The sequence below is a fragment of the Coprococcus sp. AF38-1 genome (assembly GCF_003603945.1).
In the GTDB taxonomy this organism is placed as follows: Bacteria; Bacillota; Clostridia; order Lachnospirales; family Lachnospiraceae; genus Coprococcus; species Coprococcus aceti.
Genome location: NZ_QVGO01000003.1, coordinates 390,625 through 416,526, shown reverse-complemented (window position 1 = coordinate 416,526; position 25,902 = coordinate 390,625). Strand labels below are relative to the sequence as shown.

26 protein-coding genes are annotated in these 25,902 nt (G+C 40.2%); 4 read left to right on the top strand and 22 right to left on the bottom strand.

Features of this window, described 5'->3' with window-relative positions; all coding sequences use genetic code 11:
• Positions 1 to 137 precede the first annotated feature (137 nt).
• Positions 138 to 2,414 carry a formate C-acetyltransferase gene (pflB, locus tag DW025_RS06355; RefSeq protein WP_117548842.1) on the bottom strand — a complete coding sequence of 759 codons (2,277 nt, stop codon included), beginning with the start codon at positions 2,412 to 2,414 and terminating at the stop codon, positions 138 to 140.
• Between the two features lie 403 nt (positions 2,415 to 2,817).
• On the opposite strand from pflB, the gene DW025_RS06350 reads away from it, so the two are divergent.
• Positions 2,818 to 3,513 carry a Crp/Fnr family transcriptional regulator gene (locus DW025_RS06350; protein ID WP_055222757.1) on the top strand — a complete coding sequence of 232 codons (696 nt, stop codon included), beginning with the start codon at positions 2,818 to 2,820 and terminating at the stop codon, positions 3,511 to 3,513.
• 98 nt (positions 3,514 to 3,611) lie between these two features.
• On the opposite strand, the gene ftsH is transcribed toward DW025_RS06350, so the two are convergent.
• The 5 genes from ftsH to DW025_RS06325 all read right to left on the bottom strand — a co-directional run bounded on the left by ftsH (position 3,612) and on the right by DW025_RS06325 (position 8,790).
• Positions 3,612 to 5,432, bottom strand: coding sequence for an ATP-dependent zinc metalloprotease FtsH (gene ftsH, locus DW025_RS06345; RefSeq protein WP_119999195.1), 1,821 nt, complete (start codon positions 5,430 to 5,432; stop codon positions 3,612 to 3,614).
• A gap of 274 nt (positions 5,433 to 5,706) precedes the next feature.
• Positions 5,707 to 6,552 (bottom strand): TIGR02452 family protein, encoded by an 846-nt coding sequence (locus DW025_RS06340; RefSeq protein ID WP_118016608.1) that lies wholly within the window; start codon positions 6,550 to 6,552, stop codon positions 5,707 to 5,709.
• Between the two features lie 167 nt (positions 6,553 to 6,719).
• Positions 6,720 to 7,676 carry a hypothetical protein gene (locus DW025_RS06335; protein ID WP_119999193.1) on the bottom strand — a complete coding sequence of 319 codons (957 nt, stop codon included), beginning with the start codon at positions 7,674 to 7,676 and terminating at the stop codon, positions 6,720 to 6,722.
• 16 nt (positions 7,677 to 7,692) lie between these two features.
• Positions 7,693 to 7,914, bottom strand: coding sequence for a helix-turn-helix domain-containing protein (locus tag DW025_RS06330; RefSeq protein WP_055222763.1), 222 nt, complete (start codon positions 7,912 to 7,914; stop codon positions 7,693 to 7,695).
• 21 nt (positions 7,915 to 7,935) lie between these two features.
• Entirely contained in the window at positions 7,936 to 8,790 is an 855-nt protein-coding gene (locus tag DW025_RS06325; RefSeq protein WP_119999191.1) for a hypothetical protein, read from the bottom strand.
• A gap of 125 nt (positions 8,791 to 8,915) precedes the next feature.
• Between DW025_RS06325 and DW025_RS15305 the strand changes: the two genes are divergently transcribed.
• Positions 8,916 to 9,041, top strand: coding sequence for a hypothetical protein (locus DW025_RS15305; protein ID WP_279221685.1), 126 nt, complete (start codon positions 8,916 to 8,918; stop codon positions 9,039 to 9,041).
• Between the two features lie 109 nt (positions 9,042 to 9,150).
• Here DW025_RS15305 and DW025_RS06320 read toward each other — a convergent pair whose 3' ends face one another.
• The 13 genes from DW025_RS06320 to DW025_RS06255 form a co-directional block, all read right to left on the bottom strand.
• Complete coding sequence (locus DW025_RS06320; RefSeq protein ID WP_119999189.1) at positions 9,151 to 9,708, bottom strand: HD domain-containing protein; 558 nt, start codon at positions 9,706 to 9,708, stop codon at positions 9,151 to 9,153.
• A gap of 75 nt (positions 9,709 to 9,783) precedes the next feature.
• Positions 9,784 to 10,551, bottom strand: a complete 768-nt coding sequence (locus DW025_RS06315; protein WP_022216329.1) for an alpha/beta fold hydrolase — start codon at positions 10,549 to 10,551, stop codon at positions 9,784 to 9,786.
• Positions 10,552 to 10,599: 48 nt separating this feature from the next.
• Positions 10,600 to 11,547, bottom strand: coding sequence for a cation diffusion facilitator family transporter (locus tag DW025_RS06310; RefSeq protein ID WP_119202640.1), 948 nt, complete (start codon positions 11,545 to 11,547; stop codon positions 10,600 to 10,602).
• A gap of 171 nt (positions 11,548 to 11,718) precedes the next feature.
• Complete coding sequence (locus DW025_RS06305) at positions 11,719 to 13,554, bottom strand: recombinase family protein (protein WP_243104908.1); 1,836 nt, start codon at positions 13,552 to 13,554, stop codon at positions 11,719 to 11,721.
• 45 nt (positions 13,555 to 13,599) lie between these two features.
• Positions 13,600 to 13,737: a hypothetical protein gene (locus DW025_RS14820; protein ID WP_158563395.1), complete on the bottom strand. Its 138-nt coding sequence runs from the start codon at positions 13,735 to 13,737 to the stop codon at positions 13,600 to 13,602.
• Positions 13,730 to 14,095, bottom strand: a complete 366-nt coding sequence (locus tag DW025_RS06300) for a type II toxin-antitoxin system PemK/MazF family toxin (protein WP_025577701.1) — start codon at positions 14,093 to 14,095, stop codon at positions 13,730 to 13,732. Before DW025_RS06300 ends, DW025_RS14820 begins: the two co-directional genes overlap by 8 nt.
• 590 nt (positions 14,096 to 14,685) lie before the next feature.
• Positions 14,686 to 15,162: an RNA polymerase sigma factor gene (locus DW025_RS06290; protein WP_025577699.1), complete on the bottom strand. Its 477-nt coding sequence runs from the start codon at positions 15,160 to 15,162 to the stop codon at positions 14,686 to 14,688.
• A 490-nt stretch (positions 15,163 to 15,652) separates the two neighbouring features.
• The gene (locus DW025_RS06280) at positions 15,653 to 15,823 is read right to left on the bottom strand and encodes a cysteine-rich KTR domain-containing protein (RefSeq protein WP_011527997.1); all 171 of its coding nucleotides are present in this window, start codon (positions 15,821 to 15,823) and stop codon (positions 15,653 to 15,655) included.
• Positions 15,824 to 15,927: 104 nt separating this feature from the next.
• On the bottom strand, positions 15,928 to 16,944 hold the full coding sequence (locus DW025_RS06275; protein ID WP_025577697.1) for a sensor histidine kinase: 1,017 nt from the start codon (positions 16,942 to 16,944) through the stop codon (positions 15,928 to 15,930).
• Positions 16,945 to 16,946: 2 nt separating this feature from the next.
• The gene (locus tag DW025_RS06270; RefSeq protein WP_025577695.1) at positions 16,947 to 17,612 is read right to left on the bottom strand and encodes a response regulator transcription factor; all 666 of its coding nucleotides are present in this window, start codon (positions 17,610 to 17,612) and stop codon (positions 16,947 to 16,949) included.
• An 82-nt stretch (positions 17,613 to 17,694) separates the two neighbouring features.
• Complete coding sequence (locus DW025_RS06265) at positions 17,695 to 20,256, bottom strand: ABC transporter permease (RefSeq protein ID WP_117824869.1); 2,562 nt, start codon at positions 20,254 to 20,256, stop codon at positions 17,695 to 17,697.
• The gene (locus tag DW025_RS06260; protein ID WP_009243486.1) at positions 20,246 to 20,932 is read right to left on the bottom strand and encodes an ABC transporter ATP-binding protein; all 687 of its coding nucleotides are present in this window, start codon (positions 20,930 to 20,932) and stop codon (positions 20,246 to 20,248) included. The genes DW025_RS06265 and DW025_RS06260 overlap by 11 nt, the downstream gene beginning before the upstream one ends.
• A gap of 120 nt (positions 20,933 to 21,052) precedes the next feature.
• Positions 21,053 to 21,583 carry a PadR family transcriptional regulator gene (locus tag DW025_RS06255; RefSeq protein ID WP_009320282.1) on the bottom strand — a complete coding sequence of 177 codons (531 nt, stop codon included), beginning with the start codon at positions 21,581 to 21,583 and terminating at the stop codon, positions 21,053 to 21,055.
• A gap of 128 nt (positions 21,584 to 21,711) precedes the next feature.
• Between DW025_RS06255 and DW025_RS06250 the strand changes: the two genes are divergently transcribed.
• Positions 21,712 to 23,103: an MATE family efflux transporter gene (locus DW025_RS06250; RefSeq protein WP_025577690.1), complete on the top strand. Its 1,392-nt coding sequence runs from the start codon at positions 21,712 to 21,714 to the stop codon at positions 23,101 to 23,103.
• A gap of 54 nt (positions 23,104 to 23,157) precedes the next feature.
• Here DW025_RS06250 and DW025_RS06245 read toward each other — a convergent pair whose 3' ends face one another.
• From DW025_RS06245 to DW025_RS06235, 3 genes are read right to left on the bottom strand one after another with little or no spacing between them, the layout of a single operon-like run.
• Positions 23,158 to 23,352 carry a cysteine-rich KTR domain-containing protein gene (locus DW025_RS06245; RefSeq protein WP_081703188.1) on the bottom strand — a complete coding sequence of 65 codons (195 nt, stop codon included), beginning with the start codon at positions 23,350 to 23,352 and terminating at the stop codon, positions 23,158 to 23,160.
• Position 23,353: 1 nt separating this feature from the next.
• Complete coding sequence (locus DW025_RS06240; RefSeq protein ID WP_025577688.1) at positions 23,354 to 24,403, bottom strand: acyl-CoA--6-aminopenicillanic acid acyl-transferase; 1,050 nt, start codon at positions 24,401 to 24,403, stop codon at positions 23,354 to 23,356.
• 2 nt (positions 24,404 to 24,405) lie between these two features.
• Entirely contained in the window at positions 24,406 to 25,272 is an 867-nt protein-coding gene (locus tag DW025_RS06235) for an AraC family transcriptional regulator (protein ID WP_025577687.1), read from the bottom strand.
• 248 nt (positions 25,273 to 25,520) lie between these two features.
• Here DW025_RS06235 and DW025_RS06230 point away from each other — a divergent pair, with 248 nt between their 5' ends.
• On the top strand, positions 25,521 to 25,880 hold the full coding sequence (locus DW025_RS06230; RefSeq protein ID WP_119999187.1) for a helix-turn-helix transcriptional regulator: 360 nt from the start codon (positions 25,521 to 25,523) through the stop codon (positions 25,878 to 25,880).
• The last annotated feature ends 22 nt before the right edge of the window (positions 25,881 to 25,902 follow it).

The window sequence follows — 25,902 nt, the reverse complement described above, 5'->3', positions numbered from 1 at the left end:
TCTATTATCTCTTATAAAAATGATATAAATGCATATTCTTAAAAAAAGTCCCGGAGAGGTTATCCCCGGGACCATGGTTCTTGTTATATCTGACAAAGCATCTATAACTTCACTGAAAATCCAGCGTCAGCTAAGAATTAAAGTGAGTCATGGAATGTTCTGTTGATAACATCGAGCTGCTGCTCACGTGTAAGTGATATGAACTTAACAGCATATCCTGATACACGGATTGTGAAGTTAGCGTACTCTGGCTTATCTGGATTCTCCATAGCATCAAGGAGCTTATCCTTACCAAATACGTTTACGTTCAGATGATGAGCGCCCTGATCGAAGTATCCATCCATTGCGCTTACAAGCTTTGTAGCTCTCTCTTCCTCATCATGTCCAAGTGCTGATGGGTTCATTGTCTGTGTATTTGAGATACCATCCAGTGACCACTCATAAGGAATCTTTGCAACAGAGTTAAGTGATGCAAGAAGTCCTGATGTCTCAGCGCCGTAGCTTGGGTTAGCACCTGGTGCAAATGGTGTCCAAGCACGTCTTCCATCTGGAAGGTTACCTGTGTACTTACCATAAACTACGTTAGATGTGATTGTAAGGATAGATGTTGTAGGCTCTGAATTACGATATGTGTGTCTCTTCTTGATGTCTGTAAGGAACTCATGAAGAAGCCATACACCGATGTTATCAGCTCTGTCGTCATCGTTACCATACTTAGGGAACTCGCCTTCGATCTCGAAGTCCTCAGCAAGTCCTGTCTCTGCGTTACGGATAACCTTAACCTTAGCGTACTTGATTGCTGACAGTGAGTCGATTACGTGTGAGAATCCAGCGATACCTGTTGCAAATGTACGACGTACATCTGTATCGATAAGTGCCATCTCAGCTGACTCATAGTAGTACTTGTCATGCATGTACTGGATGAGGTTAAGAATATTTACATAAAGTCCTGCTAACCAGTCAAGCATCTTCTTGTACTTAGCAAGTACTTCATCATAGTCAAGGTACTCTGATGTGATAGGTGAGTACTCTGGACCTACCTGCATTGGCTTACCAGTCTTCTTGTCAAGGAACTTCTCATCCTTACCACCATTGATAGCGTAAAGAAGACACTTAGCAAGGTTTGCACGAGCTCCGAAGAACTGCATCTCCTTACCAGTCTGTGTAGCTGATACACAGCAGCAGATTGAGTAATCATCGCCCCAGATTGGCTTCATTACATCATCGTTCTCATACTGGATTGAGCTTGTTCTTACAGAAATCTTAGCAGCATACTTCTTGAATGTATCCTGAAGAGCTGATGAGTAAAGAACTGTAAGGTTTGGCTCTGGAGCTGGTCCCATGTTCTCAAGTGTATGAAGGAATCTGTAATCGTTCTTTGTAACCATTGAACGTCCGTCAACACCGATACCACCAACCTCAAGAGTAGCCCATACAGGATCTCCTGAGAACAGCTCGTTGTATGACTTAATTCTTGCGAACTTAACCATACGAAGCTTCATTGTGAAATGATCGATAAGCTCCTGAGCCTCAGCCTCTGTAAGCTTACCAGCCTTAATATCTCTCTCAATATAGATATCAAGGAATGTAGATACACGTCCAACTGACATAGCTGCACCGTTCTGAGTCTTGATAGCTGCAAGGTATCCGAAGTATAACCACTGAACAGCCTCTTTAGCGTTTGAAGCTGGCTTTGAAATATCATATCCGTATGACTGAGCCATAACCTTCATCTCTTTGAGACGCTTGATCTGCTCTGAAAGCTCTTCTCTCTGACGGATGACATCATCAAACATGTTGCCATCGCCACAGTTAGCCTTATCCTCTTCCTTCCAAGCGATAAGCTGATCAATACCGTAAAGAGCAACTCTTCTGTAGTCACCTACGATACGTCCACGACCATATGTGTCAGGAAGTCCTGTTACGATATGTGTATGACGAGCTGCCATCATCTCTGGTGTGTAAGCATCAAATACTGCCTGGTTGTGTGTCTTGTGATACTCAGTGAAGATCTTGTGGAAGTTCTCGTTTGGAGTATATCCATACATCTGAAGAGCTTCCTCAGCCATCTTGATACCACCATAAGGCATAAATGCTCTCTTAAGTGGCTCATCTGTCTGAAGACCTACAATCTGCTCAAGATCCTTTGTCTCTGGATCAATGTAGCCTGGGCCATAAGATGTGATGCTTGATACAACATCAGCATCCTCCTTTAAAACTCCACCGTTATCTCTCTCAGCCTTCTGAAGTGCCTGAAGCTTATCCCAAAGCTTGTTAGTAGCATCTGTTGGGGCTGCAAGGAAACTCTCGTCTCCATCGTACTGTGTGTAGTTGTTCTGGATGAAGTCTCTTACATTACACTCTTCCTTCCAGAGTCTACCTGTGAATGATTCCCATTCCTGGTTCTGTAACATGATAAAATTTCTCCTTTCAGTGTTTTAATATGTGAAAATGTGACACACTATTTACTTATTATACAGAATAATCTTCTATAATTCAATAATGCTTATCACATTCCTTGCTTTTCATTTGTAAGTATATTATACTTTACTCATAAATTCGGTTGTTATAACCACGTAATAAAGATTTAAACAACTTTTTTTTGAAAAAATTTGAGAAAATATATGAATAATATATATTGTGTATGGACAAGGGATAATTTATTACACATATACAATATACTGTGTTTTGAAAAAATATACATTCTATAGCTGAAAGCCTGATTGCACCCCTGCATCATGACACCTTGTCACTATAATATACTACGCTGCAGACTGCTGCTCTGCATAGAAATAAATAATAAGATGGAGGTTATGTATGAAACTTAAAATTCCTCAATATCAATTGTCTGAAGTACTCAACATGATGGCATTTAAAGGAATCTCGGAAGCCGATATCAAAACCATGATGGATCTCGGGATCCTGCGCGAACACTATTACAGATACAACTCCACTATATTCAAAGCCGGCGAAATAACCGAGGAGCTTGGAATAGTCATCAAAGGCCGGGTGATTGTTGAGAATGTTGACTACTGGGGCTCCAAAAGTATCCTGAGTTCAGCACTTCCTGGAAAGGTGTTCGGTGAAACATACGCCCTGTCTGGACACAAACTCATGATCGATGCAAGAGCAACAGAGCCTACCATAGTATTCCTGCTCAACGCACAGGATATCATGTCCGGCAAATACAACAGTTATCCGTGGCATCTGCAAATGCTGAAGAATCTTCTTCTCCTATCATCGAGAAGAAGTCTCACACTCTCTCTTCATATCTTCTATATAAAGCCAAAGAAGATACGTGAGCGTGTCAGCTATTATCTCTCAGGACTTGCCAGCTCTCTTGGAACAACTGAGTTCGATATCCCATTTAACAGGGAACAGTTTGCCGACTACCTGAATGTCGACAGAACCGCACTGTCAAAGGAGCTGTCCAACATGCAGAGTGAGGGACTTATAGAGTTCAAAAAGAATCATTTCAAACTGTTGGAGCTTGACCACGAGGAATTGACGTAATACTACTATTCTGAATCCAGTACAAGTCTATCTTATGGTTACCGGGTGCGGAATTGTAAAATGCCAGCACCCGGTAACTGAAATTATATCTAAGAGAATCATGAATTCAATATCTTCATAAACTCCTCGCCTGTGATAGTCTCCTTCTGGTACAGATAGTTTGAAAGCTCATCAAGCTTCGCTCTGTTCTCGAGGATAATGGTTGCCGCCTTCTCATGCTGCTTTCTTATAAGCTCCACAACCTTCTTGTCTATAAGTGTCTGCGTCTCTGCCGAGCACGAAAGTGATGAATCGCCGCCAAGGTATTTGTTAGTCTCTACCTCCATGGCTACCATATCAAACTCTTTGCTCATTCCGTATTTGGTGATCATAGCTCTTGCAAGCTTTGTCGCCTGTTCTATATCATTGGATGCTCCGGTTGTAACAGATCCAAATACTATCTCCTCCGCAGCTCTTCCACCTGTAAGTGTGGCGATCTTATTCTCAATCTCTTCCTTGGTCATAAGGTAATGGTTGCCCTCATCCACCTGCATGGTGTAACCAAGTGCTCCTGAAGTTCTAGGAACTATGGTTATCTTCTGAACAGGTGCTGAATCAGTCTGCTTTGCAGCCACAAGTGCATGTCCGATCTCATGGTATGACACGACAAGCTTCTCCTTGTCTGTAAGTATCGCATTCTTTCTCTGATAACCTGCGATTACGACCTCTATACTCTCTTCCATATCGGCCTGTGTCACGAAGCCTCTGCCTGCCCTGACAGCCCTGAGTGCAGCCTCATTTACAATATTGGCAAGCTCGGCACCGGATGCACCTGATGCCATTCTGGCTATCTTATTGAAGTCTACATTATCTCCTATCTTGACCTTCTTTGCATGAACCTTGAGTATATCCTCACGTCCCTTGAGATCCGGAAGTTCAACAGGTACTCGTCTGTCAAATCTTCCCGGTCTGAGCAGTGCCGGATCAAGTGAATCCGGTCTGTTGGTTGCAGCAAGGATGATGACACCATTGTTGCCCTCGAATCCATCCATCTCGGTGAGAAGCTGGTTAAGTGTCTGCTCACGCTCGTCATTGCCTCCTATCTGTCCGTCTCTCTTCTTACCTATGGCATCTATCTCATCGATGAACACTATACATGGAGCCTTTTCCTTTGCCTGCTGAAACAGATCTCTCACCTTTGAGGCTCCCATACCTACGAACATCTCAACGAACTCTGAACCGGACATTGAGAAAAATGGTACATTTGCCTCTCCGGCTACAGCCTTGGCAAGCATGGTCTTACCTGTTCCCGGAGGGCCCACAAGAAGAATACCCTTAGGCATGGAAGCACCAATTTCCTTGTACTTTCCAGGATTGTGAAGATACTCAACGATCTCTGTCAGATTCTCCTTCGCCTCATCCTCTCCTGCAACATCAGTAAATTTGATTCCCTCTGTAGAATTAACATATATCTTTGCATTGCTCTTGCCCATTCCAAACATCATGGAATTCTTGCCGCCTCCGGCGTGCTTCATCATCTGATTGGCAAGCATTCTTCCAAGCAGCGTAAATATAAGTATCGGTATGATCCAGCTGAGTATAAAGCTGAGTATAGGCGATGTCTGTTTGATCTCCTGACCTGAAAACTTGGCTCCTGACTTGTAAAGTCTCTCGGTTAAGTTCTCATCACTCACCATAGCAGTCTTGTACACCTTCTTGTCATCTTTACCTGTAAAATAGATAATATTTGACTGTGCTTCAATATCTACCTCATCGATCTTCTTGTCCTCTGTCATGGATATGAATGTACCATAGTCCACCTCCTCTATACTTCTCTCAGTAAACCATGGGACAAATATGAAATTGAGAACCATTATTATGATAAGCACTATCAGATAATAAAATATCAGCGGCTTCTTTGGCTGTTTTACTTCTTTCATATAAAAATCCTCCTTGTGATATTTTTTAGGATATATATGTCTGACACAATATAGAAACGCCATTATCATATATATTATTCTAACCTTATATCACAAGGAGGATTTATTCAATTAATTATTTCTAAAATTTGTATAATTCTTTTAATAATCTTTCACTATTTTCTCATTGACACTAATCCTGTAATCAAGACTCTTGTCATTTCCTGCTCATCTTCTTATATCTACATCGCCGCCCTCATAGCATGATGGTATGCACCATAGGCACAAATTTCCTTTACAATGAACTTAATACGCTGTTAAACACCCTGTAATTGAAATCATCATTTGGTCTGCAGTACACAGCAAACTCGATATTCTCAAATGCGTGTATATAATCACTTAGAACATTTGCAGCAGCCGATGCCACCGCATGAGGATCGTTGCGGAATGCACCACAGCCAAATGCCCCGAGTATCACTGTGTCCGCATGGTTCATAACGGCGCTGTCAAGTATCCTTCTGAGTCTTTTCTCATGAATAATCTGAAGGTCATAATTGCTTACTCCCGCTGCGCTTGCACCATTCTCGCAGTTATATATATTTCCTGGAATTTCCCGTAGATTCGGCGCAGCACATGTGATCACATCCACTTTATACCAATCCTTTCGCTCCATGAGTTCCGGCAGATCTGTATCCGTCTTAAACACCACTATACCAGGTGTATATATAATGTCATCATTGTGTATAGGATCTTTTGCCGCTCTGTGAGGAGTATAGAACATTCCCCACATATCAGGAGTGTTCAAACAGAAATACAGATTAGAACATCTGCAGAGACATTCCTCCTGTGCACTCGCTCCATATACAACTCCGCCACCCGGATTTACCGCCGATGCAAAGTTATGCACAGCAACATGCTGTCCCTTATAATATGCTGCTGCCTCATATGTTCTCTTTCTGGATACCACAATCCTGGTCTGTTTCTTATAAATATTAAGATTAAGTCCCGGAATCTTCTCACTTTCTGCAATAAATCGCTGCCCTGACACCGATTTCTTTGTAGCATCTGACAATGCAGCATCCGTCTTGCACATATACTCTGTATTCTGAAATATAATTTTGTTCATCTCTTTGCGATCCATCTGTAATCCTCCTTAATTCTCACTGTCATACATGAAATTATGATAATATGCCCACGCTAAATGTTCTCGTTTTTCAATTTCATTCATTTTCTCTAGTCATAATTTTAAACCACAGGGAACCAATTTACCATATCCCTGTGGTTTAATCTTAAATTAATATTCGCCTGTTATTCTATCTCAACTACGCCTGTATCCAGGAAGAATTTGCCTGTGCTCACACTATATTCATACGCTGAATCTTCTTTATCCACGAATGAACTGTGCATCTTACCAGTCACATCCGCATAGGACACGATCACATACTGCCAGTCACAGTCAAACTTTATTGTATCTGGTATATCCCCAACATCATAGGTTTTGGCATCCAGCTCTTTATTATCCTCAGACATGGCTGTAAATGTATACTTTTCTCCCGCACGTTCAAACTTCCATTCCACGTGTATAGTCATCTCATTTTCATCGCCTGATAAACTTTCACTACCCGAGAACGAAGTCGTCTTATACGACTCTTTTATATCCATTGCACCTGAGCCGTTCTCTGCAGTCTGATCCGTGGCCGCACACCCCATTGAGCTGCCACTCGTTATATAATATGTTCCATCTGTTTTCTCATATACCTTATTGAGGATTATTCCCACATCACCATCTGAGTCTGCATAGCTATCCTTATTGTCCAGATCATAGTACACACATCCGTTCACTGTCCGGCTTCTGGTGACACTTCCATCTGCATTCTCATTATACCCAACATTGTTTGTTCCAACACTTATACCATCAGATACCAGAGTCTCGTACATATCTTCCCCCTCGCCTGATCTGGCATAGATCATATAACATCCGTCAACATCAATGTCTTCATCTGTTATCTTAAGTGTACCTGCATCAATATCGATTTCGCACGGAACATCGGTAACTGTCCCAAGCCTTTCTGTTGTTACAAACACTCCAACCAGAGAATCATTTTCAGCAGGTTCAACTTTTGTTTTATCCGCAAGCGAGCAGCCTGAGAGCATACATATTCCAAGTAATCCAATAATACCCATGGCAACCAGATCACTCTTTCGTATCACTCTATGTGTCTCACCTGATTTCCTGTCTGTTTTCTTACCCCTGATAACTTTCATCACAGCTCCCGCCTCCTTAGTCTTCTTCTATAAGCTCACCATCGAATGTCAATATGTCTCCAACATCGCAGTGCAGGTAATAGCATATCTTGTTGATCGTGGTAAACCGCACACCCTTTGCTTTCCCGCTTCTGAGAACCGACAGATTTGCCTCTGTTATCCCCACTAGTTTGCAAAGTTCCTTCGATGTCATATTATTCTCTTTTAAAACTCTGTCCAGCGTTACTTTGATCGCCATACCTGCACGTCACCTCAAATTCTATATATATGAATCATTTTCTTCTTTTATCGCTTTTGTCTTAGCAAGGTTTCTGACACCCATATACACAACGACGAGTATTATCAGCTCATATAATGGAAGTGATATCTTAAAATCGGCATTTGAAAGAGTCGTCATGATAAAAAGCTGAAGCACATTCTTCGAGAGTTCAAGAATCACCATGACTGATATCGCACTCTTGCTCGTCTTTGAAAGTCTCTCTGCCATATGGATTGTTTCATCCGAATACTCATTTTCTATTATGCTGTTGCAAAGCCTGTATCCCCTGATCAGAACCCATATGACAAGAGCAGCATTTACAAGCTGGAAAATAAACAGGATCACTGCCCATCCGGCATCACCAGGCATAGCACCGGCATTTGTCCGATTTGTTCTGACAAGCTCCGGCAGTGACACACAGACAATCACAAAAGCTGTGAACACCACTATCACACATATTATCTTCTTGATGATTTCTACTATCTGAGTGCTATCCGCCTTGTCTATACTCTCCACGATCCTGAGCACAGCATAGCATGCCAGCACCGACCATATCACTGAGCTTATTGCAAGATTCAGCATATCTGAAGTTACCAGAGCATTTCCATCTATGACATACCCTGGATTTATCATCATATATATTCCTATGAAAAGCACTGCTGAAAGTCCCAGCAACAGGTAGTCAGCATCAATTTTTCTATTTCTTATACAGAGCACGATGAATCCAGCAAGTGGCACACAGCCTATCAGACAGAACATACATATTGCAAGGACATTATGTGCTCCGCCCGCAAGAGACATCTCCCTGAGCCACTTTGCTATGTATGCAAATGCATTTAAAACACCATTTACCATAAAATCCTCCAATCGCCAAGTAAATTATTGTTTTTCGATAATTATCTTACTTGTATAGTACCACATGATTATCGTTTGTCAATAATTATTATCGTTTTTCGATAATTAATTTCAGTTGATACAAAATGTGTCTCCGTATATTCGACTTCATCGCCAGCATGACCGATGACTATTTCATAGATCTGTATGAATACCTTTTCCCAGATGGGACATACAAGGTCGACTATGTCGGATACTTTGACAACATCTGATCATAATTGTCAAAACAAATACCTCCCGGGCAGATTGTTATATTTCCATCATCCGCCTGGGAGGTATTATCATACATTTTTGTAATTAAAAATAACTATTCACTATCGACTACTTGCCGGTCTGATCTGGCATTTTCTCTGCAAGTTTCTTACATTCAGCCTCAAATTCACCTTCCACTTCTCGCCATGGTCTTTCGGCCACAGCAGGGACTGAACTAAGGTTGTCCGTATTCCTGTACTCCTCGCCTTTCATCAGATTCTTAAGTTCGAAATTCATCATCTCATCATCTATCTGTTTCCACATAGCATTCTCTTCTTCGCTCAGATCAGCAAGTCCAAATCGCGCAAATATAACGTTCATGATCGAACTCTCAATCTCAAGATAATTGGACAAATGTGCTTTTACCGGTCTGATTATGTCTGATATATACGCCTCGCTGGCATCGTGCAACAGACAGGCAAGCTGTAGCCGCTCTGACCATCCCCTTGACTTCGCCTCATTCATACAGTTGATGGAGTGCTGTGCCACAGAAAAGAAATATGACACATGCCCTCCGCCGCGGCACGTGAGGCTTAACGCATGCGCAATATCCTGTATTGATATGTCTGAAGCTGTCATATTCATCGGATCTATTTTGTTCCCCTTATACGTGTCCATCGTTGCCATATCACAGTCTCCTTATCCTTATTTATCAGCATTTTAAGATAGTATATCCTTGTCGTATCATATTCCACTTTTAATTCATTCAATGTCAAGCAATTCAGAAATAATATCATTGAATTGCCTGCTCTGATCTATGTTGCACACGTGACCGCAATGCTCTATTATTATCAGCTCCGCATCTGTCAGATCAGCTTCCTCCACGATTCCATTTATAAAACACAGATCACCACGCCCGGAAATATATACATTCTCCTCGTGTAATCTGCTCACGAACTCGTCACAAAGTGAAAAATGCTCAATAAAAATATTCATATACGCCTTAAATTCCTGACTGTTTAATGCCTTGGCACATTTGCAGAATACCTTCCTGCTTGTCTTGCTGACTTTCCATGGCATAAAGAGTTTTGCCATTATTCTGTAGACGACAGGAAATGGAAGTTTGTCACCTATCTTAGCAAAGACATTGACAGCACGCCTGAGTGGTTTTCCAACCGTGCCAAGCGCACCCACAAGTATTGCTTTATCTATGTAACTTCCGCATCTCATCTCCATATATTTGATAAATATAGTTCCAAGTGATACGCCCATAAAAACAGCTCGCTGTATTCCCCGCTCATCAAGCACCTGCGTTATCTCACCCACGACAACATCCAGCGTACTTCCCATCTTGGACAATTTCAGTTCACTGTCTCCATGACTTGGCAGAGTTATCGCCAGAACATTAAACTTCTTCTGAAGCAAGGGAATCTGATTCTTCCATACCCTGTTGTTCCCTCCAAATCCATGAAGCAGAACTATATATCTATCGGTATCACATGAGCTTTCAAAAACTTCATAATGTAACATATCCCTGCATCCCCTTGATCATTTATATTTTGTATTACAGCTTTACTATCAATCTGGTATGACCTCTATATACACCTGATCATACTTATCCCTAAGCTCCTGTTTTATCTCGTCTCTCACCTTATGAATGATACTTATATGTATCACATCCGTCTGATTTCCTATATATACCTCAACCCAAAGCTTCCGCCCGGTCTGGATGACATCCAGAAAAGTGACCTCATATGGGTAATCCTTCATATGCTGATCCACTATGGCTCGTATCTGACTAAGCGTCTCTTCCTCCGGAGCAAAAAGAATAAGATTCTTGATACTCTGAAATATCTCGCACACCGGCTCTTTTATGAGAAGAAGTGCCATAACCACCGCTACAGCCGGATCAATATAAGGGGTCATAAAACGCAGACTTGTATGCAAAAGAGCAGTCTGTACCGCAAATGCTATAGCAACTCCCATACTGCTTATTACGTCAAGCTTCCACATATACAGCTCCGCTTTGATAGTTGTAGACTCATATTTCTTACTGTAATGGCCAAGTATCGCATACATAACCGCACAGCATACACATACAAGAAATTCAAATACCGCTATGCTCCCCGCATCTACATCATGTCCCCCATGAAACAACAGCTTTATATTCTCAACCATGAGATTACATGTGAGTGCAAGTAATACACTGTACTTCACAAGGAGAAAAAGCGATTCCACCTGGGCATAGCCATATGGATGTTTCTCTGTCACCGGTTTATACAGAAGCGGAACAAGCACCATAAATGGTCCTATCATGACCAGATCTGCGGAGTCGAACAGGCAGTCCGTCCAAAGCGAATGTGAATGGGTATACCATGCCATCACGCCCTCCGCAAGTATGAAGAAGACACTTCCCATAAAGGACAGACGAAGTATTCTCTTCTCTATGGCAAGCTTGTCCTTTCTCGACCTACGTTCCTTCTTCTTAGCTTCTCTTTTACTAATTTCTACATCTCTTTCATTCATTATATATTCTTCCTATGTTTAATTTCCATAGACCACAATATCATCAGTACATAATATAATCAAGTATCGGCTATTGATTTCTCCTTTTTGATATGCATATTTTTTTACAAAAAAGTCCCTGTAACCACCTCATGGCAATTACAGGGACTCATATTGTCTTTATTAAGCTAATTACTTACAAGTTCTGTTCGTCCGAATCCTACTTGTTAGCGATTGCAGCCTGTGCAGATAGGTAAAAATATGGGGGTTTTTAATGAAATGAGCATTGTCCTCATTCTTTTCCCTATGTACCGAGGAAATCTTTTCGATTTCCTCCAATTTGATAATGCAGTTTTTCTTTCTGCCTTCCGCTGTAAAGGTTGCTTTCACATCTGCTGTCCCATTCAGATTAACATACCAATCAAATGTAGTATCCGATGTCGGTGTTATCAGATATACAAACTGATTGACAACATCGTGGCTGATAGTGCTACCACTAAAATCAATAAAGCTGTTCAGAGTGGAACGGATACCCTCTATATCCAATCCTTTCGGATTGCTTTTTTCCTGTGGAATTTCATCAAGTGCTTTTTGAAGTTTCTTGATTTCTTCATCGACAGGACTTCTCATTGCTTGATACTCGTCCTTGGAAATCTCTCCATCAGCTCTCATAGCAATCAAGTTAGTCAGTCTGCTATTTGCCTTATCCAATTTCGCCTGTATCGTTACCGTATCGGATTGAGTTTCGTTAGATTTTTCTTCCTTATAATAATACTTAATAAGGTCTAACGCAATCAGTACAGACTCTTTTCTCTCCGTCCAGAGATGCTCTAACAAAGCTTTTGCCATAAAATCGAGTTTCCAATCGGTTATCATTCTGCTGTCACAATATCCCTCAGTATCTAAACCGATTTCAGCTCTTTTCCGTTTAATTCCGTTGTTAAGCTGATTGTAGCATTGATAACCGTAAGAGGTTTTTCCGTCCAATTTCGTATGCCATTTATTTTTACGGTATGATGAGCCGCAGGAACAACGTAGCTTATTGACCCATATATCTCGTGAATCACGCTTACTATGTGTGTTTTTCCCTGCCGATACACATACCGGTTTTACTCTACTTTCCCTTATCGCCTGTGCTTTATCCCATATCTCTTGAGAAATAATAGAAGGGAAATCACCCTCAACATATTCATAAGTGGACATATCAAGATTGTTTATTCGCTTCTGCTCTAAAAAGTTATTGCTTCTGGATTTGTTGTAACACTTTGTTCCTGTGTAAGTGGCATTTTTAATCGCTCTCATAATATTTGAAACGCTCCACTTTATAAGTCCAGAAGCTGTTTTCCTTTTTCGCTCCGTCAAAATCTTTGCGATTTTCATCGAGCCATAACCTTGCAGATACAAATCATATATCATTCTGACCGTTTCTGCCTGTTCCTCATTGATAACATAGGTATCTCCAACACGGTCATAACCTAAAATATTACCGTTTCCATAGAGAACACCATTATCACGGCTGATTTTCTGACCTGCTTTTACACGCTCGGAAGTCTTGCGACTTTCTTCCTGTGCCAATGTTGCCATAAGAGATAGCCGCAGTTCTCCATCTCCGTCCATTGTCCAAATATTATCGTCGATAAAAAACACCTCAACGCCTATGCCTTTTAACTCTCTTGTAACAACAAGGGTATCCACAACATTTCGTGCAAAACGGCATACCTCTCTGGTAACAATTAAATCAAATTTACCTTGCTTGGCATCTTCAATCATTTTCAAAAAGGCAGGGCGTTTTTTTGCCTGTGTTCCCGTGATACCTTCATCAATATATCGTTCACAGACCGTCCAGTTCGGATGATATTTTACTTGGTCATCATACCATTGTAACTGATTTTCCAATGCAGATAACTGTGCTTCGTGTTCTGTTGAAACACGACCATAAATAGCAACTTTTCTGGCTCTGTTTCTGTCAAACAGAGAATAATCTGTGAGCTTAAATCTGTAATTATATTCATTTACTGCTGTGTTCATTAAGCATACCTCCAATTCATTTTTCTGAATATATTGTACTGATTATCAAGCCGCCTGTGAAATGTGCGAATTTGCGTGTTTCACGATATTTGTATATGTGGCTTGATTTATCATTCCTTTTTCAAGAAGTATCTCAATGAGTTTCAGAGCCGCTACATTTTTATCTACCTTAATTTCATTCATTATTGACCTCCCTCAAAGAAATACTAATGGCAAGAGCTTTATCGGCTCTTGCCATTATGACTGTGGATAGCATACCAACATATTTACGCAGGCGTTGTTTGTCTATGGTGCGGATTTGTTCAAACAGGATAATTGAGTTCTTATCCAAACCTTCAAAATCATTGATTAAAGTGTGTGTCGGCAATTTTGCTTTAGTGTGTATTCGGCTTGTGATGGGTGCGACAATGACCGTAGGGCTATGCTTATTGCCGACATCGTTTGAAATGATAAGTACAGGTCTTGTTCCGCCTTGCTCCGAGCCGATAACAGGATTTAGATTTGCGTAGTAAATATCTCCACGCTTGATTTTTCTTTCCATTATGTTTGACCTCCCAGATTTATTTAGGCAGGTATGTTCTGCCTATGTAGGCAGCCAAACAAAAGGAAGTATTTAAGGTCGGGAGAGTATAAGCAAAATCTCTGTTCCTATGACTACCTTTTATCTGGCTTTATGATAGGAGCATTTCAATTTGTCCTCGACACCCCGAAATGCTATGGGAAGTCGCCAAACGGTCAGTAGCGAACTGACACCACGGGAGTTCCACCCCTCTGACGGTCTGCCAGAGCCGCCCTCATTGCCTGCGACGGTTTTATCACGCTCGGACTGTGACTGGACGGGAGTACCATTATTCTCTTTGTGGGTTATGGCGAAATCGGAAGCAATCCGATATTTTCAGTCGGTAATGAATGAGATCACCCCCTTTCATCGCTCGCTGCTTCTTAACAGGTCTTGGCGTACCGCTGCACACGCTTATGCTCATCACAATCACAAAGAGGAAGTATTTGGCGAATGGATATTCGGTTGTCAAGGATCACTCCCGTTTTCGCCACACAAAGCAAAACAGGTGGAAGGAATTTAATCCCTCTCACCTGTTTGCTCACTTAAAAGCGGTTTCGTATAGGCTAAAATTAAAATTTTTCAAAAAGTTTTTTTAACTTCTTTAGTGCAATGTCAACGCTTCCTTTAACCGCCATTTTGGTGCATCCCTCCAACTTGGCAATCTGCTCATAGGACAACTCTCCGAAAAAGTACAACAGCAGCCTGCGTCTTTGTGTTTCGGGCAGTTTTGATATTGCCTTATGTAGCAGTTCGTATTCGATGCACCTTGAAACGGTTTCCTCAAGACTTTCTTCCTTATAAAAAACTCGGTCATTCAAGGAGTTTTCTGTCAACTCGGAGTGTTCAATGTGCCTGCTCACCCGATTAAGATAGGAAATATCCTCAAGCTCAAAACGGTTAAACAGGTCATACAGCACTTTCTCTATTTCAATATTTTGCATAACACCCCGCCCATCTTTAAAAGAGAGGTAATATCTGCCCTCTACAATCATCAGCGTATAAGGGTTATGCTTGTCCTTTTTTCGGTTAGGATGTTTTTCATTCATTCTTTGTTCCTCCAATCAATCTGAATTTTTGAAATTTCAGATTGATCGGCGGTGAACGACACCCTACGCCACAAACAGGCTTACGACTTAATTCAACAAAAAACGACAAAAGAAAAACCGCAAAGGCTGTCAAACCCTTACGGTTATAAGAAATAACAATTCTATTATATAGATATTTAACATCTACTTTTGGAACATAATTTCCCCAAATGGAGATAAGAATTTTTTTAACAGATTATTCTCATCTCTATCGAACGGTATGTAAATAACTGCTGCTTAAAATCAGCAGCACAGTGTTATCAGACCAACACATAAGAAATCCCTCCAAACTTGAAACAGGTCTGGAGGGATAAAATAGCCATCTGAGCATGACAAAATTGCCCACCAAAACACCGTTTTTTTTATTTGGCGGACTTGTCAAATTCTATATTCATGTAAAAAAAGAGCCGATGACTTATGAGGTTATCTCACAAGTTCATCGGCTCTGCGTCTATGCGTCTGGCTCTTTGATGACGGTTATATGTAATTTCTTTGCATTTATTAAAGTTTCTTTCTTACATTTCGGACAGTAAAGAGGATAATTCTTTAAAACAGTATCTTCTCTAACTCTATCACGGGTTTTGTTGCCACAAATCGGGCAAATTATCCATTCTGAAATCATAAATTATCCATCTCCATTTATCATGTTTTATTTAATCTTTCTATTTTATATTTACTATCTTGACAAATTCATATCGTACACTTATCTGGAATTACTATTATTCTCTAAACTTTTTTCAAGAATAAAGAAAATATCGTACCTTTTTCATCGGATGCCACCTTGATATACCCGTTCTGCTTATTCACAATATCACGGGTAAGATATAAACCGATCCCTACACCGTCAACTCCTGCTGACTGCTTTCCACGGTAAAATCTGCCGAAGATTTTTGCCTGTTCTTCTTCAGGAATGCCAATTCCGTTATCGGATACATCCAATCGCAAATACGATGGATATTCGGTGATTTTCAAGTCCACAACTCCTCCGCTTGGTGTATATTTCACAGCATTGTCAAGTACATTGGTAACAGCTTCTGCCGTCCAGTTAAAATCAAGCAGGGCTTCAAAGGTCTGCCCACAATCAAAGGTAATCGTAATATTTTTATCCCTTGCTTTGGCATAAACCGTTTTTACCGCTTGCATAACAATATCATTTAAACTGCTTTGTTCAGGTTTTAATCGGATAATGCCACTTTCCAAACGGGACATTTTAATCAAACTGTTTGTCAAAAAAGTCAGCTTTTCAAGGGACATCTGCAAGGTGGCAATATATTCCCTTCTCTCCTCATCGGATAACCCTGTATCACCTAATAACTGTGCAAAGGTGTTTGCCGCTGCTACGGGCGTTTTAATTTGATGCGAAATATCGGAGATTAAAGTTTTAATCTGTTCTTTCTCCTGTGTCAGCATTTGATTCTGTGCCTTTAAAATATTGCGGAGTTTTAGAAGTTGATGCTGCAGCCGTGCGGTCAGGGTATCCTCAGCTTCTGAAAAGACCGTCCGTTCCTGCTGTTCTACCAATGCTTCAATGAGCAGCGTAATCTCCTCTAACAGATTATCATTATAGCGGTTGTGCAGAAAGTCCAGCAGGAACAACAGACCCCCAAAAAATACAAATGCAAAAGAGATAAAAAGCGTACGGAAAAGGATGTCCTCCATAAAAAAGAACACACCAACAGATACCACCGCTGTAGCAGTACCTATAATTAAAATCAGTTTTCTATAAATCACAAAATGCTTCATCGTCATTCTCCAAAAGAGTAGCCCATGCCAAAAACTGTTACAATGTATTCCTGCTTTTCATCATTCAGTTTCTGCCTTAGCCGCTTAATATTCACACGCACGGTATTATCATCAACAAAGTTTCCATCTATATCCCAAAGCTGTTCCAAAAGCATTGCCTTTGTAACAACCCTTCCCCTGTTTTCCATTAGATAAAGGAGCAATTTGTATTCTGTTGAGGTCAAATGTATTTCCTGTCCCTTCATCAAAACAAGACACTTTTCTTTATCTAACTCTAAATCTCTGTATTTCATACGAAATTTTCCTACGCCACTTCGTTTTAGAACTGCCAATACTTTTTTCCGTAAAACTTCGATAGAAAAAGGCTTTGATATATAATCATCACAACCCACGCCAAACCCTTCCAACATATCTTCTTCCGTATCATTAGCAGTTAGAAATAATACGGGTGTTTCCGATGTTTCACGAATTTTTTCACAAAATTCCAAACCATTGCCGTCAGGCAGGTTAATATCAAGCAGAAACAAATCATACTTTTGTTTTTGGTATTGCTTCAATGCTTCCAAATACCCATAGACTGCTGTGACCATATGCTCGTCTTTTTTTAGGGCGATAGAAATACCCTTGCTCAGAATTTTGTCATCTTCAAGTAGAAAAATATTTGCCATAGCCGCAAAACGCACCACCTTCCTCAATATACAAAATTGCAGGAACAGACGCAGCAATGCTGCGTCCGTCCCACAACCTCATTTAACTATCAAAATTGTGCAGTCTTTCAATGACCGTTTCATCAGAAGTTGCCTTGTAAACAATGGCAGGAACGCTTAAGCAAATTACAAAGATTGCTGCGATCAAACCGATGACAAGTGCAACAGGGTATTTAAATACTGCATAGTTTGCCATATGCGGAACTGCATCTGCCACCAACATTAGGAACGCATTACCAAAAGTCATAATCAGCAGAGTAGAAATCAGAGCATAAATACCGCCTTCTAAGGTCAATATCTTCCTGATCTGCTTTTTCGTTGTTCCGATACTTTCCATAATGGCAAATTCATTTTTCCTTGCCACCACACCCGTCAACATAACATTTACAAAGTTAATCAAGCCGATGACAATGAGCAGAATTGCAGCACCGTTTCCCAGCAAGCTCAAAGAGTAGTTCATCTGGTTATATAGTTCTTTCTGATTCACGGAAGATTTCATCTGCCACTCCGATGTGGTCAAGGTACTGTTGATCGCCTGTAATTCGCTGTCAATTCGCTCTAAATCGTTGAAATTCTTAATGTCAACGCCGATTGCGGAAATTATTGGTTCTTTTGTCAGGCGTTCCATACCCGCTTCGCTGACAAAGATAACATCTGGCACCATATTTATTTCTTTGCGTCTGCCAATACCTTCTGAAAGAGTATTATCATAATCGTCATAGTAAAAAGCTCCGCCAATTTTGAAATCAGTTGCCTTGCCGTCTGTACTGTCGGCAGTTAGTGTCAATGTTTCACCCACTAAAGCGGTATTAGGAGCGTTATATTCGGTATCTTTTCCTGCAATCGCTGTTTCGCCACGCTTAAATGCTTCCATGTCAATAGGCGTATCAGGATGCTCTGCATTGTATTCTTCCAGTACCCTGTCGTCTGGAAGCGTTGTAATATAGCAGCCATAGTCACCAGATTCAGCGTACCCTTTCAGTGTTTCTATCGTCTGTTCATAGGACTGCCCCTTTGCTTTATATTTGCTGTCCTCATATTTGATTTTCATAAAGCCTTCTAAATCGTTTTCATTAAAGTCAATACCTGCCCAGACTGTTTTTTGAACATCTATATTTTTAATACCGTCAAGCTGCTTGATTTGTTCTACAAAGTGTTCGTCAAACTGCGGTACTTCTTTATTGAGCTGTTCATACTGTTCAAACTGAATATCAGTGTATTCAAAGTTATAGTCCATATATTCCTTAATAAAGTTCTCAGCCGACATACTGCTTATAACCCCATTTACGCCTAAAATCATAGTAATTCCCATAAACAAGGACATAAACACAAGGGCAGCACGCTTTTTGTCACGGAATACATTATGAAATGCCATCACATGCAGCTTGCCACCATTGGTGGAATTTCTGCTTTTTGTTTTCTTCGGTGCAAAATTCTGAAACTTCAATGCTTCTATTGGCGAAATTTTTGCAGCCGCTTTTGCAGGAGCATTGCAGGCAATCCAAACGGTTACTGCTGAAAAGATTACGGACAAAATATAGATAGATGGATGGAAAAACACTTCGGCATCCATCATCGACTTGCCCTGTTCAAAACCCTCGTTCAACACAAATGGAACAATTCCAAAGGAAACAGCGGTGGCTAACAAAATACCAATCGGGATACCAATGCAAGCAAACTTAACTGCCTGATTTTTTACCAGTGATTTAATCTGTTTTTGCGTTGTTCCAAGCGTTTTCATCAAACCGTAAAAACGGGTATCATTTGAAATGGATATATACAAAACATTGTAAATAAGGAGATACCCGCTGCCAATAATAAAGAATACCAATAGGATTACCATTGCAATCACTGAACCGCTTGATGATTTCATGGAAACCGCACCGCCGAAAGATTGATTTTCGTTAAGCTCCACATCTTTTTGAATACGATAAAAATCATCAGGCATTTTATTCAACGACAAAGAAAGAACGCCGTCCTCTGCCATTGTATAGCCTGCATTTTTGCAATACGCTTCGGAAACAAAGCCCATTCCCGTGCCTGTATAGGAATGAAACCATCCGCTTAAAGTGAAATTTTTTTCCTGCTGACCGTTTTTATCATAATAGGACAGAGGGATTTCCATATTCAGCTTCGGCTCTTTCATTCCAAGCTGTGAAAGAGCATCCTTTGACAGCATAATTTCATTTTCATTTGAGGGATATTTCCCTTCTATATCTTTGATTGTTTCTTTATAGTGTTTATCCCATTCAGTAGTGTCGTAATACGAAAGTGCGATAGAAAGATCACGCCCCTCATCGTTCTTCTCGGCAACCGAGCCGACCATATACTGCGTACCGACGGTTTTAACATATTCCAAATTCTTAATCTGCTGTTCCTGCTTTTCTGTCGGCATCGCAAGGGAAGCATTAGCGGTCGTGCCTGCGGTACGCACCTGCATTAACTTCATATTTTCCATATAGTTAATGCCCAAACTAAACACGGTAGTAATCATAAATGTAGTGAGAACGATCGCAAACACCGCAAACAGGTTACGAATACGGTTTGCTTTCATCATTCCCTTTTCTACTCGCTTAACTGCTTTTTTATTTCGGTTAGCGTGCATATCTGACACCTCCCGAAACAACCTTGCCATCCTCAATGCGGATTGTGCGGTCTGCCATTTGAGCGATTTCCTCATTGTGCGTGATCATAATGGTGGTTTGGTGGAACTGACGGCTAATCGACTGCATCAGCAAAATAACATCCATACTTGTTTTTGAGTCCAAATTTCCAGTCGGCTCATCGGCAAGGATAATGGCAGGCTTTGTCGCAAGGGCACGGGCAATCGCAACCCTCTGCTGCTGACCACCTGAAAGATTATTCGGCATATTCTTAAGCTTTTGTTCCAAGCCAAGAGTATGGATAATCTCTTTTACAAATCTTGTATCGGTCTTGCCACCATCGATCTCAATAGGGTACACAATGTTCTCATACACATTAAGAACAGGAAGCAGATTATAATTCTGAAAAACAAAGCCAATGTTTCGACGCCTAAAAATCGTCAGTTCCTCGTCTTTCATTTTCAACAGTTCTTTTCCTCGGATAGTAACACTACCAGAAGTAGGACGGTCTAACCCACCAATCATGTTGAGTAGTGTAGATTTACCGCTGCCCGATGTACCGATAACAGCAACAAATTCGCCTTCCTCTACGGAAATGGATACCCCATCCAAAGCATGGACTTCGTTTTCTCCGCTTCCGTATATCTTTCGTAAATCTTTTGTTTCAAGTATTGCCATATTAAAACCTCCAAATTTCTGTTTTTATTTTGTAAATTCAGTATAGCAACCACTTCTTACAATCTCATTACAATCCAAACTAAAAAATAACAGCATTTCTTTTGTTCCTACCATGCACTTTTACGAATTGATTTCTTTTTTTAATGAAGCAATCCACTCCTCTATTGCCTCTGCCAATGTGTATTGTTGCCGTAAAACTGCCATACCCGTAACAGGAATATCTTCTTTACTCTTTTTCAAAGCAATATTTTCTTCCAGATATTTTTTCAATACCTCCATACTGCTCTCAATATTATCCAGACATTCTTGCTGTCTTTCTCTGGACATACTGTCCAGATTTACAATGACAGCATTAAAATCCAAAAAAATGTTTATCGGCTTACAGGATATTTCAAGCATCAATTTTTCAAACTGCTGTTTCCCTTTTTCAGTTAAAGAATACACTGATTTTTCTGGCATTTTACCCTCTTTTTCTATATGACTTGAAATATATCCTTTTTCCTCCAACTGGATAACCTTTTTATAAATAGACGGGGTACTAATTTTTACCCATTTTGAAATATTGCGGTACTCTACCAACTTTTGAAGGTCATACGCACTCAGAGGTTCTTTCTTTAACATTCCCAAAACAATTAAGTCAATGGTCGCCATATCAATTTCCTCCTTTACTCTCTTGACAACTACTATAAATTATAGTAGAATACCACTTGCGTTTCAACTGCTATAATTTATAGTAGTATATTTTATTCTATTTGTCAAGTGAAAGGAGAAAGAACACTATGGACAATCAAAACAGAAAATTGGAGTTATTGGGCAATGCTCCAATTCCAAAAGCCCTTTTAGCTATGGGTATTCCAACAATGATTGGTATGCTCATCAACGCCTTGTACAATCTTGTTGATGCCTATTTTGTAGGTGGCTTAGGCGAAAGTCAAATGGCTGCCATCTCGGTTGTGTATCCTCTCGGTCAAGTAGTCGTCGGCTTAGGATTACTTTTTGGCAATGGGGCAGCATCCTACATTTCTCGACTGTTAGGACAAAGAAATAAGGATCAGGCAAACAAAGTGGCAAGCACTGCACTATATAGCAGTCTTGTTGTCGGTGCAATTATGATTGTTTTATCAATCCTCTTTTTGAACCCCATTCTAAGACTTTTAGGTGCAACAGAAAGTGTCCTTCCTTATGCGGCTACCTATGCCGGTATTTACATTGTTTCTTGCATTTTCAATGTTTTTAATGTCACAATGAACAATATCGTGACAAGTGAAGGAGCAGCAAAAACTACAATGTGTGCCTTGTTGTTAGGTGCAGTCCTCAATATCGGGTTAGATCCATTATTTATATACACTTTTAATTTTGGTGTTGCAGGAGCTGCTATTGCCACAGCAATTTCTCAGGTAGTATCTACTCTTGTGTATCTGTTTTATATTTTCAGACAAAAAAGTGCTTTTCAGTTTAGAATAAAGGACTGTACCTTTTCTAAAGAAATTCTATCTGAAATTTTCAAAATTGGCGTTCCGACACTTGTATTTCAATTATTAACAAGTATTTCTATCTCTCTAATAAACAATGCCGCTGGTAATTACGGCGATTCAGCCATAGCGGGAATGGGCGTTGTTACCCGTCTTATATCTATGGGCAGCTTAACAGTATTTGGTTTTATCAAAGGTTTTCAACCGATTGCAGGTTACAGTTATGGGGCGAAAAAATTTGATCGTCTGCGTACTGCAATCAAAATTTCCATCTTATGGTCAACTATTTTTTGTGTGATCGTAGGTTTATTATTCAGTCTGTTTTCTACGACCATTGTTTCACAGTTTACAACTGGAAACACAGAAATGATTCACATTGGAGCTTCCTCTTTAAGAGTAAACGGTATTACATTTATGCTGTTTGGATACTACACGGTATATTCCTCTTTATTCCTTGCTCTTGGAAAAGGAAAAGAAGGGTTTATTCTTGGAGCTTGCCGACAAGGTATCTGCTTCATTCCCGTTATCTTAATTTTTCCATTTATATGGGGATTAAACGGTATTTTATATGCACAGCCGATTGCCGATGTTCTCTCTGCACTTATTACAGTATTTATGGCAATCCCTTTGCATAGAAGTTTAGCTGTTGCCGAACAGAAAATGAAGATAACAGCTTCTATCCCCTGTGACAGGCAATAAAATCAAGCATAAAAGTAGTAACAGAGCCGATGAACTGTGAAAGCTTTCTCAAGTTCATCGGCTCTGCGTCTGTGCGTCTGGCTCTTTGATGACGGTTACTTGTAAATTCTCGACTTCAATTAAAGTTTCCTGTCTACATTTCGGGCAGTAAAGAGGATAGTTTTTCAAAACTGTGTCTTCTCTGATTTTGTTTCGGGTTTTGTTCCCACAAAGAGGACATAAAATCCATTGGGAATTTATACTCAGCATATTATCCTCGCCTTATAAGGTCATGTAACCGATTATCTGTAACAAATTTCTTTTTTCTGGGGTCACCCTCTGCACGATAGATTACTAAGCTGTCTAAATCAAATATTGAACTCCAAACTGTTTCAAAATCTGGCTCATCATCATATTGGCACATAAACCCATAATCACCTTTTAAGAGATGTTCGGTAGTTTCAATGTATTCATCTTTTATGCGTTCCGAAGAAAAGCTGTCTAATACTGTCCTGTAACGCCTGTGCGAGTCATAATCATTTCCTTTTGCATCGTCATATGGTTTCATCTCATCAGATGTAAAACTATTAACAGTACAAACAATACTGCCATTTTCAAAAATTTCTGCCGCCCGAACTTTTTTGAGAATTGGCGTACATTCAACCACTACCATATTGCCTTTTTTATCTGCAAGTAAAATATTGCAGTTAGAAGATACTGGCAAGCCCATAAGAAGGGAAACCGCCTGTTCGGTATTATCTGCCTTTTCAAGCAAATATCTTACAATAAAGCAAGAATTGAAACCTGCTTTTATCTTTTCAAGGTCGGTCATTACAAAAGTCATTGCTACAGCAAATCCGTGTTCATTCACTCCTTCTTCGCCGTTAATGAAAGAGGAAGTAGTGATATTGAACCTGTTTCCATTTTTCGGTGCATAGATTTCACTTTTGCTTCCTTCACGCAGATAAGGTGGTAAGTCATTATTTCTACCGTATATTGTTCTGCCATTGCTTGAATATGCAAAAGCAGTACAGCCCCTAACCTCAACGGGGATGTTGTTCTCCAAGTTATACATACAGCAGCCCATACACAACATCCAAGAAATGAAGTGTAGATAATCTGTGCCAATGGCGTCACTTACGCCTCTTACTTCCTCACATATCTCTGGGAAAAACTTTCTTAAAATTTCTTCGCTTTGTTTCCCGTGTTCCAATTGAAAATTATCCAACTGGAGTGGAAAGGAAATATGAGCTTTTTGAAATATGTTTCCTCTTTTTACGCCCATCTGATAATGGTCGCCTTTTAATCTTAAATGATACATACTTAAATCTCCTTTGCTTTTTTGATTGCAATCCACACCTCGGAATGTCCTTTGGATGGCTGTCCTTTGCAGACTGGATATATTTCAACATCTGGAAGTCCTGCATATTCATAACCAGAAAACGGTAGAAATTCTGTCAAAAATCTGCGAAAAACACTCTGCACATCTTCCTTAAATACTCCGTCGTTTTCAAAAACAACCCACATACCCTCTGGTATCATGTATTCTACCATTCCCTCTGGCACGGGAATGTTGCTCGAAACAGCGATATAATAATATATATCCTCTGGATTATTATAAACGCTGACTCCTAAAATGCCGTCTGGATTTTTGTTTGATAGCTCTGCTAATTTGGAGATACTGCCATCCAATACTGCCTTTTTCCAGAACGCAGGAACATTCCGCATATTTTCCTCTGCATCTTCAACAAGAGGTATTCTAATTCCTATAATGCGAATACTTTTCTTTTCTTCAATGTGATATGCCATTGCACTGCCTCCCAAAACTATTATAGAAAATTGGATTGATGGATATGCACACAAGGTACATCCCATACTTTTTGCCGCTATAGGTGCTATCCCGTGTACGCTTTGAAAAGCACGGTTAAAGGATGTTGGAGATGAATACCCGTATTTGTGAGCAACATCAATAACCTTATTATCTGTTCTTTGTAACTCAAATGCAGCCTGTGTCATTTTACGGCGGCGTATGTACTCTGATAGTGACACTCCTGATACATAAGAAAAAATCCGTTGAAAATAATATGTTGAACAACAAGCTATATGAGCTGCTTCATCATAGGATATTTCCTTGTCTAAGTTTTCCTCTATGTAATCAATGGCTGCTCCAAGTCTTTTCAACCATTCCATTTACTTACCTCCTCATATATAAGCATACAAGAATACGAGCATATTTTCCTCGCTTTTCATGTCCGCTTTTGTAAACTTATCTATAGTTTATCCGAATAAAAAATTAGTTTCAAGTATGTCAAGCGTGCTTTAATCTCTTGTTACAAGAGATTAAACTTCCTATGCCAAGAGATTTCACATCGTTTAACTGGAAGCCGCATCTCTGTAAAATATAAGAGTAAAATTTTCAGAGAATAGGTGGTGAGCTAATGGACGAAAGGAACAATAATTTTGACTTCGATTTTACACCGATAGGACAGGCAATCAAGAAAGCAAGGACAGCAAAAGGTATGACCAGAGAGCAGCTTGCTCGTATTGTAGATTATGACCCAAGACATCTTCAAGCGATTGAAAATGAGGGACAAAAGCCAAGTCTGGAGCTGCTCATTCAGCTTGTGACAATGTTCGGTGTATCGGTTGATGAATACATATTCCCAGATAATGAGGTCAAAAGAAGTTCCGTCCGCAGACGCTTAGACGCAGAACTCGACAAACTAAACGATAAAGAGCTGTCCATAGTTGAAGCAACTGTCAGCGGACTATGTAAGGCAAAAGAGCCAGAGGAATAAACCTCTGGTTTTTCTTTTGCCC